Below are 15,782 nucleotides of genomic sequence, written 5' to 3'. Positions count from 1 at the left end.
GACTCCTCACTGCGAGAGCTTCATGTCCGCCAGCCACGTGTCCGCGCATCACGCCTTTGCCAGCCATCACGCCACCTTCAACCATGTCTGGTCCTCCCTCTTGCTGGAAGAGCTCTTTCGCCTCGGCGTGCGCGACATCGCTCTGGCCTCCGGCTCCCGCTCGGCGCCGCTCACCATGGCCGCCGCAGCCCACCCGGGCTTTCGCCGCCACCTGCACTTCGACGAGCGGGGTCTGGGCTTCATGGCGCTGGGGCTGGCCAAGGGGAGCGGCCGCCCGGTGGCGGTCATCATGACCTCGGGCACTGCGGTGGCCAACCTCTGGCCCGCGGTGGCGGAAGCCCAGCTCACCGGGGTACCGCTCATCATTCTCTCTGCCGACAGGCCACCCGAGCTCATCGACAACGGGGCCAACCAGGCCATTGATCAGCCGGGGATCTTCGGTCGCTACCCCGTCTATCAGCAAAATCTGCCGAGCCCCACTCCCGCCATTCCGGCGGCCTTCGTGCTGAGCTCGGTGGATCAGGCCCTGGCCCGACAGGCGCACACCCCGGGGCCGGTGCACTTCAACTGCATGTACCCCGAGCCCCTCTATCCCGGCGATACCTACCTGGACTTTGCCGACTACCTGGCGCCTCTCGGCGACTGGCTGCACTCGGCCAAGCCCTGGAGCCCCTGGCTGGCTGGCGAGCCAGGCTGCCCCGCCCAGCCGGACTGGGAGGAGCTGAAGGGCAAGCGCGGTGTCATCGTCGCCGGGCGCATCCAGGATCCGGTGCAAGGCAAGGCGGTGGCCGAGCTGGCCGAGCGCCTCGGCTGGCCCCTGCTGGCAGACCTGCAAAGCCAGATCCGCTTCGATGATCGCAACCTCGTCCACACGGATCTCGCCCTGCAACACAGCGACTTCGTGGCCGAGCTGGCACGCGCCGAGGTACTGCTGCAATTCGGCGCCCGCCTCATCTCCAAGCGCCTCGGCCAGTTCATCAAACAACACCCCTGGCAGGATTACTGGCTGGTGGACCCGCAGCCGGCACGCCTCGACCCCGACTACCGGCTGCGCCGTCGCCTGGTGTGCGACCCCGCCGCCTTTGCGGCCGCCCATCCAATCCCCCATTCCCAGCAGCCCTGGCACCAGCTGGCCGCGCGCCAGCAGGCCATCAGCCAGCAGATCCGCACCGCCTGTGATCGCTTCTCGGAGCTCGGGGTGTGCCACCGCCTGAATCAGCTCATCCAGGGTCAGCTGTTCGTCGGCAACAGCATGCCGGCCCGGCTGATGGACATGCTGGGCGAGGTGGGCAAGGGCCCCAGCCGGGTGATGACCAACCGCGGCGCCTCCGGCATCGATGGCCTTATCGCCACCGCATACGGCTTCGCACAGTCGGTCCCGCCTGACAGTCGCGAGCCCACCACCCTGCTGCTCGGGGATCTCAGCGCCCTGCACGACCTCAACAGCCTGGCGCTGCTCGGCAAGGGGAGCCGCCCCCTGGTGGTGATCCTGCTCAACAACGACGGCGGCAGCATCTTCCGCATGCTGCCTGTGCCCACCCAGGACGCCCTGCTGGAGACCTACTACTGCCTGCCCCACGGCCTGCACTTCGAGCACGCCGCCGCCATGTTCGGCCTGCACTACCGGGCCCCCACCACCCTCGACGCATTTGAGCAGGACTATGCCGCAGCCCTGAAAAACGGGGTAACCCTGATTGAAATCAAGGTACCGAGCAGTGAAGTCGCCGAGGATCTCAAGGCACTTGGAGCCACTATCCGTGGTCTCTGATCCCGCCGTACCACTGGTACTGCTGCACGGCCTGCTGGGGGACGCCGACGACTGGCGACCTGTCATCCAGGCCCTGCCCGGCGTCCCGTGCCATGCCCTGGATCTGCCGGGCCACGGCCGCAACCGGGCACTGCGGGTGAGCGGCTTTGACGAGGCACATCGCTGGCTCTGCGACGAGCTGGCCGCACGGGATATCGCCCACTACCGGCTGGTGGGGTATTCGCTGGGGGGGCGGCTCGCGCTTCATCACGCCAGCCACTCCCCGGCGGGGTTGCAGGCCCTGCTGCTGGAGAACTGCCACCCCGGGCTGCCTGCTGGTGAACGTCCGGCCCGCATCGCTCACGATGAAGCCTGGGCCCGGCGTTTCGAGTGCGAGTCCCTGACCCGGGTGCTTGCCGACTGGTACCGCCAGGGCGTCTTCGCCGACCTGGACGACGATGCCCGCACCCGCCAGGCCGCACGCCGCCTTGGCAACGACGGCAAGGCCGTGGCCGCCATGCTGAGGGCCACGTCCCTGGGGCGGCAGCCGGATCTCGCCCCCTGGCTTCGGGATACCCGGCTGCCGGTGCAGTGGATCTCCGGCAACCGGGATCACAAATTCCATGCCCTCGCTTGCCAGTTGGTAAAGCAAGGCTGCAATATCAAACACTTGGCTCTGGATGGCGGACACAATCTGCACACAAGCCAGCCCGATACCTTTGCCCGGCTCCTGCGGGAGTGGGCTCACCAACCAGAAGAGAAGATCCATGATTGAAGCAATGACGGAAGCCGAGCTCTATGCCCCTGTCGAGTGGCACGACTGCTCCGCCGGTTACGAGGACATCCTCTATCACAAGTCCCCAGAGGGCATTGCCAAGATCACCATCAACCGTCCCCAGGTGCGCAACGCCTTCCGCCCCCGCACCGTGAAAGAGATGCTGCAAGCCCTGGCCGATGCCCGCTACGACGACAAGGTCGGCTCCATCATCCTCACCGGCTTTGGCGAGAAGGCCTTCTGCGCCGGCGGCGACCAGAAGATCCGCGGCGACTACGGTGGCTACAAGGACGATGAAGGCACCCATCACCTCAACGTGCTCGACTTCCAGCGTGACATCCGTACCTGCCCCAAACCCGTGGTGGCCATGGTGGCTGGCTACGCCGTCGGTGGCGGCCACGTGCTGCACATGATGTGCGACCTGACCATCGCCGCCGACAACGCCCAGTTCGGCCAGACCGGCCCCAAGGTGGGCTCCTTCGACGGCGGCTGGGGCGCCTCCTACATGGCCCGCATCGTCGGCCAGAAGAAGGCTCGGGAGATCTGGTTCCTCTGCCGCCTCTACGACGCCAAACAGGCCCTCGACATGGGGCTGGTCAACACCGTCGTGCCCCTGGCCGAGCTGGAGCGTGAAACCGTGCGCTGGTGCCGCGAGATGCTGCAACACAGCCCCATGGCTCTGCGCTGCCTGAAGGCGGCCCTCAACGCCGACTGCGACGGCCAGGCCGGTTTGCAGGAGCTGGCAGGCAATGCCACCATGCTGTTCTACATGACCGAAGAGGGTCAGGAAGGGCGCAACGCATTCAACGAGAAACGCCGTCCCGACTTCTCCAAATACAAGCGGAATCCCTGATGACACTCGCCCTCTACCGCTACCAACTGCCCTTTACCCAGCCCCTGGCCTTTCACGGTCAGTTGCAGGTAGCGCGCGAGGGCCTGCTGGTACGCATCGACGATGGCTGGGGGGAGATAGCCCCCCTGCCAGGATTTTCCAAAGAGACCCTGGCCGACGCCCAGGCCGAGGCCCTCGACTGTTTGGCGCAGCTGGCGCGGGGACAGACCCCGACGCCACAGCTGCCCTCGGTGCAGTTCGGGCTCGACTGCGCCCGTCGTAGCTGGCCCGAGCAGGGTGCCCCCCTGCCCGAGCCCTATCCGCTGATCCAGGGCTCCCCCCAGGAGCTGCTCAAGAACTGGAAGCAGTGGCTGCACGAGACCCCCCTCAAGGCCAAGCTGAAGGTGGCCCGCTACCCCATGCGCGACGAGCTGGCGCTGATCCGGCTACTGCTCGATCGGCGCCCCAACCTCAAGCTGGTCCTGGACGCCAACCAGGGCTGGACCCGCGAGGAGGCCTGGGCCTTTTGCGGCCACCTGGATCCGAATCGCATCGAATACCTCGAAGATCTGTGCGCCGACTTCGAGGACATCGCCTTCGTCGCCAGCCGCACCGGCATGCCGGTGGCGCTGGACGAACTGCTGGCACAGGGCAAGCCCTGGGAGCCCATCCCGCAACTGCGCGCCCTGGTGCTCAAGCCGACCCTGCTCGGCGCCCTGGCCAACAGCGAGGCCCTGGTGGCCCGCGCTCGCGAACTGAAACTCAAGGTGATCGTCTCCTCCTGTTTCGAGTCCGGTCTCGGCCTCGGTCAGCTCGCCCGCCTCGCGGGGGAGTGGGCGCCGGATCAGGCCCCTGGCCTCGATACCCGCCGCTGGCTGGCCAGGGATCTGCTGGACAAGCAGGGGCAACCCGATCCGGGCAGGATGGACCCCCTGTTTCACCGTGACTGATCCATGGTGACCCGTCAGATCCCACGGCAGGAAACCTGCCCGGTACGACGCTGGGCGACACTGGCCCCTCATCGCATTGCCATCCACAGCGGGGAGCCTCTTAGCTACCAGCGCCTCGACCTGCGCCTCAACAGCCTGTGCAATCAGCTCGCCCGGGCCGGGCTGGAACGGGGAGATCATCTCGCCGCCGTGGTGCGCGGCGCCCTGGAGGATGTGTTGCTGGCCTGGGCCTGCGTGCGCAGCGGCATCGTCTTCTGCCCCCTCAATCCCGCCTTTCCGGCAACCAGACACAGCGAACTGGCGAGCCAGCTCGAGGCCCGGGCATTCTGGTCGGCAGGCGAGATCCCGGCGGGCGACTGGCAAGCCCTCAGCCTCGACTTCACGGGCGAGCTGGCCGCAGATGGGGAGTCCCCGCTGGTACCCGACCAGCCGAACAACATGATCCTCACCTCGGGATCCAGCGGTACCCCCAAGGCGGTGGTCCACCGCCTCGCCAACCACCTCGCCTCGGCCCGGGGTTCCGCCACCCTGATCCCCCTGGACGAAGCCTGCGGCTGGCTGCTCTCCCTGCCACTGTTTCACGTCGGCGGTTACGCTATCTTGTTTCGGGTCTTCCTGGCGGGAGCCGCCCTGGTGCTGGACGATCGCACCCGGCCCCTCAAGGCGCGGCTCGAGGATCAGCCCATCACCCACCTCTCGCTGGTGCCGACCCAGCTCTGGCGCCTGCTGGCACAGGGGTTCGACCCATCCCGCACCCGGGTGCGAGAGCTGCTGCTCGGGGGCGCCGCCATCCCGGCGCCCCTGGTCAACCGGCTGACCGCTCTGGGGCTGGAGCCCAAGGTGAGCTATGGCCTCTCCGAGATGGGCAGCCAGGTCTGCACCGGGCAACCCTGCGCCGCCGGCGTGGTGGGTCGCCCGCTGCCGGGGCGGGAGGTCTGCATCCGCCAGGGGGAGATCTGCGTGCGCGGTGAGACCCTGTTTGCCGGCTATTTCAGGGAGGGCGAGCTGGTGCGCCCCCTCGATGAAGAGGGCTGGTTCCACACCCGGGACAAGGGCCGCCTCACTCCGGGGGGCGATCTGGTGGTGGAGGGTCGGCTCGACAACCTCTTCATCTCGGGGGGGGAGAACATCCAGCCCGAGACCATAGAGCAGCGGCTGGTGGATCACCCCGCCGTGGCCCAGGCCCTGGTGGTGCCGGTGCCGAGCGACGAGTGGGGGCATAGGCCCGCCGCCTTCATCGACTGGCACGGCGAACCTGCCCCCCCTGCCGAGCTGGCCGCCTGGATCAGGCTGTCGTTACCCGGCTTTATGGTGCCAGATCGCTGGCTGCCCTGGCCGGATCTCGGCGGCAATCTGAAACCCTCCCGCACCCTGCTCGCCCGCAGCTTGCGACAAGAGGAGTGACACCTCCCCCATATGGGGCGGAGTCCTTGCTATCAACACAGCCCCTTTTGGGGCTGTTTTTGTGTTGTTTGCTCCCGAATGCATCATTCCGCTGCGCCATCTGGCCAATTGATATTCCTTTGGAGCCCAATACCCTCTCTGGTCCCCACGCCTCTCCATCCACCAAAGGGATCATGATGAAGCACCTCTCTCCCCGGCTGCTGCTCCTGGCAGCCCCTAGCCTGCTCGCCACTTCGGCGCTGGCCAACTACTCCCCCTCCGACTGGCAACAGTATCAACTCAAAGGCGAATCCAGCCGTCAGCTGGGGGATCGTCTCACCGAAGTGACCTTTGAACTGAGCGCCCACAGCAGCGACGCCCCTTATCAGCAGTTGAGGGTGTATCGCCGCTTCGACTGGCGCGATGCCAACCTGGCCGCGCTGGCAGAGCAGCAGTGCGGCGAGCCGCAACTCAAGATCGAGCAGGGCTGGCAGATCCGCTACCTCAGCTGTGAAGAGGTGGTACCGGCCGGCAAGGCCGTCCCGGCCAGCAGCTATGACTATGGCTACGGCATGAAGCAGGGCCGCTGGGAGCCGCTGGCGGGCACCCCGACCGCGCCGCGTCAGGATCGTCTGCCGCTGGCTGAGCGGGTCATCCTGGGTCACAGCGAGCAGGAGCTGGATCGCTGCGAGCTCAACGCCGAAGGTCGTTGCGCCGAGCAGGCATGGCAGTACCAGCCGCAAAACTGGCAGCAATTGAAGGTGTTGGAAGAGACCCCCAATGAACGGGATGGCCGCCTCGAGCAGATCTTCTTCCGCCTGCAGCCCATCGCAGGCAGCCAGGCCGCCAAGCAGGTGAGCGAGCTGCACGTCTGGCGCCAGTACACCTGGTTGCTGGACGAGATCAAGGCCCAGCAGGAGTGCGATGAACCCCAGACCCGTCAGGAAGGGGACAAGACCATCAGCTACCGGGTGTGCCGTCAGACCCTGCCCGCCGGCAGCGAAGTGCAGGTGGTCTTGAAGGACACCGGCTATCAATACCCGGTGGGGGGCAGCGAATGGCAGACCCTGCCGGAAACAACCGAGTGGCAGGAGAGCCGGGTGCTCAACCGCCCCATCGTGCTGGCCAGCAAGGAAGAGCAGCTCGACTGTCGTCGTGCCGACGGTCGCGCCTGTTCCGAGCCGGATCTGCCGGGCACCGAGCTGCTGGACGCCGAAGCGGCCAAGATAGTGCAGGATGCCAGTGGCCAGCCCGCACCGGTCTGGCAGGAGAACTATGGTCACGATGACACCAAGCTGCTGGCCGTGTCGCGCGGCATCCAGAGCCTGCTGGCGGCCAATCAGCCGGCCCATCCGGCCATGAAGCTGCTGCTGGAATACGTGCGTGCCCACAACTACCACAACTACGGCAAGCACAAGGAAGACGGCCCGGCTGCCGCCGAGGCGCTGGCCGAGGCATTGACGGCGCTGGGCGCCCATCCGCTGCTCTTCCCGGAGCAGGCCAGCGACGAGGTAGGTGCCGTCATGGGTGCCTGGAGCATAGCCCTGCACGGTCAGTTCAAGAGCCCGGCAGTGCAGAGCCGCTTTGGCACCCTGCTCGGCGAGTTCAACCAGATGCTGGCCTACAGCACCCGCCATGCCAGCGAGATCAACGGCCAGCACGCCTGGGCGACCGGTCTGTTCGATCTGCTCAACTTCCTCGACTTCGCCAGCGACTACAGCGACCCCTTCGCCAACGACTTCCGAGCGCAGGATGGCGAGCTGCGCAAGCAGCTGCACGCCCTCGGCATGAGCGAACTCGCGTTGTGGCAAGGAAGGAATGGCGCCGATCTGTTCCTGCTCAACAACGTGCTGGATGCCTACACCCGCCTCTACCGGGTCGCCCGCCATATCCGCCCGGACGAGCTCGACGGCTACCGCAAGCTGCTGGATGACTCCGTCATCGCACTGGTTCGCCACCACGACCTGATCCCCGGCGGCCAGCAGAGTCAGGACCTGCTGGAAGACATGTCGCTGACCCTCTCCACCTACTACCTGACCTATACGGATCGCACCAGCGAAGCCTGCATCAGCGGTGACTTCGCCGGGCTCTGCACCCCTGTCCGGGTGGAGGACGTGCTGCCGTTCGAGCACACCTGCTCGCCGACCCTGCGCCTGCGGGCCCAGGATCTGACCATGAGCCAGGCCGAGGGGATCTGCCGTGAACTGGGTGCCGAAGAGCAGCAGTTCCACCAGCAGATGGAGACCGGCTGGCAGCCGGTGGCGGACGATCACAACGAGGCGCTGGAACTGGTGGTCTTCAACTCCTCCGCCGACTGGAAACGCTACGGCAGTGCCCTGTTCGGCGGCGTCTCCACCGACAACGGCGGTATCTACCTCGAAGGGGATCCGGCTCGCCCCGGTAACCAGGCCCGCTTCTTCGCCTACGAGGCGGAGTGGAAGCGCCCTGCATTCCAGGTGTGGAACCTGCGCCACGAGTACGTGCACTACCTGGACGGTCGCTTCAACCAGTACGGCAGCTTCGGCCACTACCCGCTCAACCGCACCACCTGGTGGTCGGAAGGGCTGGCGGAGTTCGTCGCCCACGGCCAGTGCTTCGCCCGCGGTCTGGACAACGTCGCCGGCCGTCCAGCCAGCGATCGTCCGACCCTGGCCGACATCCTGCACCTGGATTACGACAAGGGCGGCGAGATGGTCTACTCCTGGTCCTACACGGTGCACCGCTTCCTGAACGAGACCGGTCGCGGCGCCAGCTGGCTGGCCATGGCCCGGGCCCTGCGAGGCCCGGATCGAGAGCAGGCCATGAGTGCCTTCGAAGCCGAGCTGGACCAGCTGATTGCCAATGACAGCGAGGCCTACCAGCAGTGGCTCGGCCGCGAGCTGCTGCCCTGGTGGGAAGCCAACAAGGACTCCGACAAGTGCAAGGCCAACGACTCCTCCCACTGAGGACGAGACGGCGATGACAAGGGGCGGCCATGGCCGCCCCTTGTTTATGGCGCCGTTTGATAAGCCCGGGATCCTGGCGCGCGCTGCGACAACCTCTGCCCGAGTGAGCCCCTGCGCCGCCATCAAACCTGACGCGCCACAACAACTTGTAATAGAATGGCCCCCTGTCTTCTCTTACTTCAGACCCGAACCGCACCGCGCATGAAGAAGTTTGCCAAGATCCTGCTCGCCTGCCTCTGCCTGTTGCTGGCCTCCATCGCCGCCCTGCTTGGCTACAGCGAGTGGACCGTCTCGGACGCCCGTCACTACACCTACGACGACGTCAACGCGGTGCCCTACAACCGGGTCGCCCTGGTGCTCGGCACCTCCAAATACCTGATTGGCGGCAGCCCGAACCACTACTTCAAATACCGGATCAAGGCCGCCGCCGAGCTCTACAACAACGGCAAGGTGGACTACATCCTGGTCTCCGGCGACAACGCCACCGTGCAGTACAACGAACCGCGCCAGATGCGGCGGGCCCTGATCCAGGCCGGCATTCCGGCCAGCGCCATCTACAGCGACTACGCCGGCTTTCGGACCCTGGACTCCATCGTGCGGGCAAAGGAGGTGTTCGGTCAGGCCCACTTCACCGTGGTCTCCCAGGCCTTTCACAACGAGCGAGCCATCTTCATCGCCCGCCATTTCGGCATCGAGGCGGTCGGCTTCAACGCCGTGGATCCCAGCGCCTATCAGGGCATCAAGACCCGGGTGCGCGAGGTGTTTGCCCGCCTGATGGGGCTGCTCGACCTCTACGTGCTGGACAAGGGACCCAAGTTCCTCGGCGAGCCCATCGTCATCGGCGCTCCCGTTCCCTGCCAGGCGTTGAGCACCATAGGGGCTAGCCAACCCTGCCTGCCCATTGCACCGCCCCCTCATCAGCCGAAGGCCAAGCAGGCAACGGCCGTGAGCGCGGCAACAGCCACCAGTGCAGCGGCTGCAACCAGCGGTGCCGTGCCGAGCGAAGTCACGCCTGTGGATAATCCGGCTGCCGCCAGCGCGGCAACGCCAACCGGCAGCACACTGACCCCTCAATGAAAGAGACCCGCCAACAGGCGGGTCTCTTTCATCAGGTGAAATGGGTCGTCAGGCCAGCGCCGCCACATAACGCCGTGCCACCTCGTCCCAGTCGATCACGTTGTAAAACGCGGCTATGTAGTCGGGACGCTTGTTCTGATACTTGAGGTAGTAGGCATGCTCCCACACATCCAGCCCGAGTATGGGGGTGAGCCCCTCCATCAGGGGGCTGTCCTGGTTCGCGCTGCTCACCACCTGCAACTTGCCGCGCCCATCGACCACCAGCCAGGCCCAGCCGCTGCCAAAACGGCTCAGCGCCGCCTGGGTAAAGGCCTGCTTGAAGGCCTCCAGCCCACCCAGATCCCGCTCCATCGCTGTGGCCAGCTCGCCGCCCGGCTCGCCGCCGCCCTGTGGACTCATCACCTGCCAGAACAGGCTGTGGTTGGCGTGGCCGCCGCCGTGATTGCGCACCGCCCCCTGAACCTGGGCCGGCAGGCTGTCGATACGGGCAAGCAATGCCTCCAGCGGCAGGGTAGCCAGCTCCGGCAGATCGGCCAGGGCGGCATTGAGGTTGGTGACATAAGTCTGATGGTGACGGCTGTGATGGATCTCCATGGTCTTTGCATCGATATGGGGTTCCAGCGCGTCATAGGCGTAAGGAAGGGCTGGCAGGGTATGGCTCATGTTCATTGTCTCTCCTGTTGGGCTCAATGCAGTTGATGGGCAGAGCCGGTCTGACACAGACATTGACCCAGGCTGCGCTGGATGCCGTCGTGATGACCGTGTTTGCCCAGAAAGGCGAGCAGCTCGGTACGGGTGCTGCGGGCGTGGCGAACAGCCGCCTCCCGCAGGGCAGCGGAACTGGTGGGGACTGGCTGGTGGCCAGCAGGCAATCATGGATGTGACACAGCAGGTCGGCGGCCCTATCCGGCAGGGTCATGGCCACCAGCAGATCCGCCAGGTTGTGATGGGCCACCACCAGGGCCGCCACCGCTTCGTCGGCATCGTGCCAGTCGGCAAACTGCTGACGGGCAAGCCACAGCGCCTGCTGATAGCAGTCGAGCGCCCTGGCGTACTCCCCCGCATCGAAATGGCGGTTGCCACTCAGGGTCTGCGCCTTCCAGTGCGCCATGCTGCTGTCCGCTCCGGTGGTACCGACCCACCCCTTCACCCAGGTTCCCGTCATGACTCGATCACTCAAATGATAATAATTATTATTTAACTTATTTGATGCGCAGACACAAGGAATAGTTGGTGCCGCCTTTTTTGCCCATATGGGTAGGGTTTTTCTGCAATCCCCGGATTAGTGATCCCATCCACAGATACATTTGAGTTCAGCCACCATGCTGCCGGTACTGGCATGAGGCCGGTGGCTGCCCCGGTGACGACCAGAATGCAGCCGGTTTTTTCACAAGGACGGTGAAGATGAAAAGATGGCTATTGATGCTATTGTGCGCCCTGCCCATGCTGGGTCAGGGGGCCGGTTATACCCAGACCCGCTACCCCATAGTGCTGGTGCACGGTCTGTTCGGTTTCGACAAGCTGCTCGGAGTCGATTACTTCTACGGCATCCCCCAGGCCCTGACCCGGGATGGCGCCAAGGTCTACGTGGCCCAGGTCTCCGCCACCCAGAGCTCGGAGCTGCGCGGTGAACAGCTGCTCAAGCAGGTGCAGCAGGTGCTCGCCATCACGGGGGCGGAGAAGGTGAACCTCATCGGCCACTCTCACGGTGGCCCCACCATTCGCTACGTCGCTTCGGTCGCCCCCGAGCTGGTCGCCTCCGCCACCAGCGTGGGCGGGGTCAACCATGGCTCGGAGATCGCCGATCTGGTGCGCGCCAACGTAGCACCGGGCTCGGCAACCGAACGTCTGGCGGTAGCCGCCGCCTCGGCCCTGTCCGGGGTCATCTCGCTGCTCTCCGGGGGCAGCCAGCTGCCGCAGGATCCCCTCGCCGCCCTCGACGCCCTCACCAGCACCGGCGCCCAGCGCTTCAACCAGCGCTATCCGGAAGGGCTGCCCAGCCAGCATTGCGGCGAAGGGCCCATGCAGGCCGCCAACGGGGTCTACTACTTCTCCTGGAGCGGACGCGGCACCATGACCAACATCCTGGATCCGGTGGATCCGGCGCTGGCGCTGACCGGCAGCTTCTTCAAGGAGCCCAGTGACGGCCTGGTCGGGGTGTGCAGCAGCCACCTCGGCAAGGTGATCGGCACCCACTACCGCATGAACCATCTGGACGAGGTGAACCAGTCGTTCGGCATTCGCGACCTGTTCGAGACCGACCCGGTCAACCTCTATCGCCAGCACGCCAACCGCCTGCAGAGGCTGGGACTATGAACAGGGCATGGCTGATGGCTGCTCCGCTGGCGGCGGCCCTGCTGCTGGGGGGCTGGCAGTATTGGCCCTCCGCTGACGCAACCGCCCCTTCGCCGCAACATGCCGGGCCCGCTTCCCCTCTGGTCAGGCAGGCCGCACCGCCGTCGGATAAGTCCTCGCTGCAGGCCCGCCATGAAGCCTTTCTCGCGGCCGAGGGCAGCCTGACGGTGCCAGCGGATCCGGGCCTCGCCAGCTTGCAGAAGCTGTTCGACGAGCGCGAGCAGTTGCGCAGGCAACGTTTCACTCCGGCAGAGCAGGAGCAGCTGTTTGCCGAGGACAGGCTGATGGAGCAGTGGACCCTACGCCGCAAGGCGCTGGCGGAGTCCAGCGATACCGACAAGCCGCTGCTGGCGAGTGAGCTGGAGCTCTGGCTGGCGGAGCAGCCCCAGTGGTTTCGGGAGGCGGAGGCCAACAGCCGCCTGCTGGGCGATCTGCAGGCTCTGGAGCAACTCCCCGCAGCCGGGCGTGACGCCGCACTGCGCGAACAGTTGGGACCGGAGGCGGCAGACCGGTTGCTCCAGCTGGCAGAGAGCCAGCAGGGGTTCGAGCAGCAGCTGGCCAGCTATCTGGCCGAGATCAGGCCCCTGCCTGCCGAGGCCCGGGTCAGCCAGCAGCCAGAGATCCTGGCACGCTGGTTCGAGCCCGGTCAGTGGCGACGGGTGGAGGCCCTCACCCGGCTCACCCTGGGCGAGCAGTAACCGGCATGAAAAAGGGGCCCGCAAGTGGGCCCCCATTCTTTGACGCTGCCGCCCTTACTGCGGCTTGTTGGCACCCGGCAGCGGCTGCCAGGTGAGGCGAGTCACCCGGTTGCCCTGCACCTCGCAGGTGAGGCAGAGATCCTGCCACCCCTTCTCCTGGCGCAGGGAGACCTCTCCTTTGATGCCCTCTGCACTCCTCTTGAGTTTGGCCGGCTCGAAGGTCACCTTGTCACCTCCGGCGAGCGCCATCAGCTTGCCGTTGCAGAGCCACTGGGCGAGCTCGGCCCCCTTGAGCTTGACGCCCCCCTTGTCAGCCTTCTCCTCGGCGGTGCTCGGTGCAAACAACCCGCCCAGCTCGGCAGCCCGTCTGGTCAGCCAGGCTTCCCGCTGCTGCATGCTCATCTTGCTGACAAACTCCGCAGGCTGCCCCTTGTCGTCCAGCCATTGGGTCAGCTTGCCACTGTCATCGAAGGCGAACTGGGCGGCGGGCTCCTTCACCCCGAACAGCTTGCCGCCCTTGAAGTAGTAACGGCTCTCCCCTTCCTGTTTGCCCTGCTCGTTCAGGATGGGCACGGCGATGATGACGGGCGTGCCGTCGACCCAGGCCTTGATGTCAACGCCATCGTGGCTGAACAAGCGGGTATCGAGGGCGCTGTCGGCCCCCTTCTCCATCAGGGTGAACTGCTCGGCCAGGGAGGCGGCGAATGAAGGCAGGGAGCAGAGTCCCAGTCCCAAGCCGAGGCTCAGGGCGATCGCGGTTGTGCGCATAAGTGTCCTGTGGTGGGCCCGAAGGCCGGATTAACTCTCTACCAGCCAGGTCCTCAGTCCCTCCCGGTGAGCCTCGCTCAAAGGGATGGACTGCCGGGTCCGGTAGTCAAAATGGATCAGGGTCGTCTCGGCGGTCACCGCCAGCTCGCCGCCCTGCCAGGCTTCCTGCCAGAGCGTGAAGGAGCTGGTACCGATACGCCGCACGCCGGTCTTGATCGACACCATCTGGCCATAGAACAGCTCCCGTTTGAATTGCACCGTGTAGCCCGCGATGATCAGATGCCAGTCATGCACATCCAGCTCGGGCGAGAAGAGGCGAAACAGGGGATCACGGGCCGATTCAAACCAGACCGCCGGCACCGTGTTGTTGATGTGGCCGAGGGCGTCCGTCTCTTGAAAACGGGGTTGGATCTGCATTTCCAGCATGGATGTCGACTCCTTGTCGTAGGACCGCGCACAGGCTAGCGCGCCAACCCGTCCGACTCAAGCGTCCCTGCCTGGGGGTGAGAGCCACCGCCGGTTTCCGGCTCCTGCGCCACCTGCTCGGGCTTTAACCAGGCGCTGCGAAAATCGAACCAGCCAAGGGCCGTCATGCGCACACCGTGCACGCCGACCCGGCTCTCCAGCTCTAGCCAGTGGTGAAACAGCGGCACGAACCAGCTCTGGCGCTGCACCTCGGCCAGCAGGGCGCGGGGGCCGGGCTCTTCACCATGGGCGCGCCACTGCGTCAATCCCTGCCACAGGGCCTGCTGGCCGCCCCACACCCGGCGCAGCAAGGGGGTGCCCTGAAGCCAGGCGTAAGGGGCGAAGGCGTGCTCATGCTCCAGGTTGAGGGTGCCGAACCAGAGATCCACATCTTCATCCTCCCCGCTCACCCAGCGCCCGTAGTCCAGGGTACGCACCTCGAGCTGGATCCCCTGCTCTGCCAACAGGCTGCTCATGGCGCTGGCGCACTCGTTGAACTCCAGATGCTGGTTGAAGCAGGCCAGTACCAGCCGCGCTGGCAGGCTGACCGGGCCGGACTCGGGAAGAGGCAGGCTCTCGCGCCAGTGGGGCAGGAGACCCAGCGCGCTGGTCCAGCCCCGCTGCAGCTCGGGCGCCACCCGGGCCATCAGGGCGATGGGGTTGAGCAGCCGGGTCAGCCACTGGCGCAGGGCCGGGTCCTGCAGGGGGGCCGATCTGTCGTCCTGCAGCAGGAAGTAGCAGCCGGATTCCAGTTCTGACTCCCCGCGCATGGAGCCAAGCTCCGGGGTGTCGCTGCCCAGCCTGACGTGGCTCTCCAGCCGCTCCGCCAGCTCCGGCAGCATCCAGATGTCGATCTCGTCGAGCAGGGCCCGCAGCCCGAAATAGTCGTCAAATGCTTCGAGGCACAGGTGCAGCGGGTCGTTGGCGCTCACCCGATAGGGGCCGGTGCCCACCGGCTGCAGGGCGAAATTCGCCTCCTCCTTGAGCTCCCGCGGCAGGATGGCCGCCACCGGCTCGGCCAGCAGGTGCGGCAGCAGAGGATCCGGGCTGTCGAGATGGATGTCCAGGGTGCGCGGCCAGCGGCTCTCCAGCCGTGCCAGATGGGCGAACAGCGGGCGATCCCGCAAGGCCTGCAGGCTCTCCATCACATCCTCCACCACCAGTTCGCGGCCATGGTGAAAGCGCACCACGGGGCGCAGATAGAAGCGCCAGTGACAGGGGGCCAGACACTCCCAGTGGTGGGCGAGATCCCCCTCGATTTCCCCATTTTCCTCGCTTCGCCGGGTCAGACCGTTGAAGATTTGGCGGCTCAGGTGAATTTCGGAGCGGCGCAAGGGCGCGGTGGGCAACAGACCGGGCAGGGGCCGGTAGTAGGGCACCCGCAGGATCTGGCGCCCCTCCCGGGTGGCCTGGCCGAGCTGCTCAATGAGCAGCGGAGTGAGCAGATCCAGGCGATCTTCGGCCAGCCTCACCGCCTGCGCCAGCTGGCCCTGACTCAGCAGAACCCGCAATCGGCGCCGGGTCAGGCTCTCCTGGTTGTCGAGCAGGGTGAGGCGGGAGCGCCGCCCCCGCCCTGCTTCTGCCGTCCAGCACAGCCAGCCCTGCCCTTCCATGCGGCGCAGCAGCAGGCGGGCATTGCGGGGGGTGCAGCAGAGCAGATCCGCCACCTCGGCGAGGCTGATCTCCCGCTCGTCGCAGCCAAGCTGCTGGGCGAGCCGTTGAAATTGCTGATAAAGGCGGGTGGTAGGCATAAAAGAGGAAATCCTGTAGCTGAAAGTCATCAGTTT

The 15,782-nt window shown here is 66.0% G+C and carries 13 protein-coding genes and 1 pseudogene; 9 read left to right on the top strand and 5 right to left on the bottom strand.

Going from position 1 to position 15,782, the window contains the following annotated elements:
* Positions 1 to 22: 22 nt before the first annotated feature.
* The 7 genes from menD to I6L32_RS09240 all read left to right on the top strand — a co-directional run bounded on the left by menD (position 23) and on the right by I6L32_RS09240 (position 9,709).
* On the top strand, positions 23 to 1,768 hold the full coding sequence (gene menD, locus I6L32_RS09270) for a 2-succinyl-5-enolpyruvyl-6-hydroxy-3-cyclohexene-1-carboxylic-acid synthase (protein WP_216944987.1): 1,746 nt from the start codon (positions 23 to 25) through the stop codon (positions 1,766 to 1,768).
* The gene (gene menH / locus I6L32_RS09265; protein ID WP_201890469.1) at positions 1,758 to 2,522 is read left to right on the top strand and encodes a 2-succinyl-6-hydroxy-2,4-cyclohexadiene-1-carboxylate synthase; all 765 of its coding nucleotides are present in this window, start codon (positions 1,758 to 1,760) and stop codon (positions 2,520 to 2,522) included. The genes menD and menH overlap by 11 nt, the downstream gene beginning before the upstream one ends.
* 4 nt (positions 2,523 to 2,526) lie before the next feature.
* Positions 2,527 to 3,375: a 1,4-dihydroxy-2-naphthoyl-CoA synthase gene (gene menB, locus I6L32_RS09260; RefSeq protein WP_010672740.1), complete on the top strand. Its 849-nt coding sequence runs from the start codon at positions 2,527 to 2,529 to the stop codon at positions 3,373 to 3,375.
* Positions 3,375 to 4,304, top strand: coding sequence for an o-succinylbenzoate synthase (gene menC, locus I6L32_RS09255; RefSeq protein WP_041212276.1), 930 nt, complete (start codon positions 3,375 to 3,377; stop codon positions 4,302 to 4,304). The genes menB and menC overlap by 1 nt, the downstream gene beginning before the upstream one ends.
* A gap of 3 nt (positions 4,305 to 4,307) precedes the next feature.
* Positions 4,308 to 5,708 carry an o-succinylbenzoate--CoA ligase gene (gene menE / locus I6L32_RS09250; protein WP_216944986.1) on the top strand — a complete coding sequence of 467 codons (1,401 nt, stop codon included), beginning with the start codon at positions 4,308 to 4,310 and terminating at the stop codon, positions 5,706 to 5,708.
* Between the two features lie 176 nt (positions 5,709 to 5,884).
* Positions 5,885 to 8,632 (top strand): collagenase, encoded by a 2,748-nt coding sequence (locus I6L32_RS09245; protein ID WP_216945144.1) that lies wholly within the window; start codon positions 5,885 to 5,887, stop codon positions 8,630 to 8,632.
* Positions 8,633 to 8,788: 156 nt separating this feature from the next.
* Positions 8,789 to 9,709 carry a vancomycin high temperature exclusion protein gene (locus tag I6L32_RS09240; protein WP_216944985.1) on the top strand — a complete coding sequence of 307 codons (921 nt, stop codon included), beginning with the start codon at positions 8,789 to 8,791 and terminating at the stop codon, positions 9,707 to 9,709.
* A gap of 48 nt (positions 9,710 to 9,757) precedes the next feature.
* Here I6L32_RS09240 and I6L32_RS09235 read toward each other — a convergent pair whose 3' ends face one another.
* Together I6L32_RS09235 and I6L32_RS09230 are read right to left on the bottom strand one after the other, a co-directional pair.
* Positions 9,758 to 10,372, bottom strand: a complete 615-nt coding sequence (locus I6L32_RS09235; RefSeq protein ID WP_182936360.1) for a superoxide dismutase — start codon at positions 10,370 to 10,372, stop codon at positions 9,758 to 9,760.
* Positions 10,373 to 10,395: 23 nt separating this feature from the next.
* Positions 10,396 to 10,820: pseudogene (locus I6L32_RS09230) on the bottom strand (hypothetical protein).
* 293 nt (positions 10,821 to 11,113) lie between these two features.
* Here I6L32_RS09230 and I6L32_RS09225 point away from each other — a divergent pair.
* Positions 11,114 to 12,025, top strand: coding sequence for a triacylglycerol lipase (locus tag I6L32_RS09225; RefSeq protein WP_216944984.1), 912 nt, complete (start codon positions 11,114 to 11,116; stop codon positions 12,023 to 12,025).
* Positions 12,022 to 12,762 (top strand): lipase secretion chaperone, encoded by a 741-nt coding sequence (locus tag I6L32_RS09220; RefSeq protein ID WP_128313193.1) that lies wholly within the window; start codon positions 12,022 to 12,024, stop codon positions 12,760 to 12,762. Before I6L32_RS09225 ends, I6L32_RS09220 begins: the two co-directional genes overlap by 4 nt.
* 54 nt (positions 12,763 to 12,816) lie before the next feature.
* Here I6L32_RS09220 and I6L32_RS09215 read toward each other — a convergent pair whose 3' ends face one another.
* Genes I6L32_RS09215 through sgrR form a run of 3 tightly spaced genes read right to left on the bottom strand, consistent with a single transcriptional unit; the run spans position 12,817 to position 15,746 of the window.
* Positions 12,817 to 13,530, bottom strand: a complete 714-nt coding sequence (locus I6L32_RS09215; RefSeq protein ID WP_010672732.1) for a hypothetical protein — start codon at positions 13,528 to 13,530, stop codon at positions 12,817 to 12,819.
* A 30-nt stretch (positions 13,531 to 13,560) separates the two neighbouring features.
* Entirely contained in the window at positions 13,561 to 13,956 is a 396-nt protein-coding gene (locus I6L32_RS09210; RefSeq protein WP_052815623.1) for a thioesterase family protein, read from the bottom strand.
* A gap of 35 nt (positions 13,957 to 13,991) precedes the next feature.
* Positions 13,992 to 15,746, bottom strand: coding sequence for an HTH-type transcriptional regulator SgrR (gene sgrR / locus I6L32_RS09205; RefSeq protein ID WP_216944983.1), 1,755 nt, complete (start codon positions 15,744 to 15,746; stop codon positions 13,992 to 13,994).
* Positions 15,747 to 15,782 lie beyond the last annotated feature (36 nt).

Source organism: Aeromonas sp. FDAARGOS 1402 (assembly GCF_019046925.1).
Classification (GTDB): domain Bacteria; phylum Pseudomonadota; class Gammaproteobacteria; order Enterobacterales; family Aeromonadaceae; genus Aeromonas; species Aeromonas caviae.
Note: the sequence above shows the minus strand (reverse complement) of the source record. Positions and strands in the feature narration are given on the sequence as shown.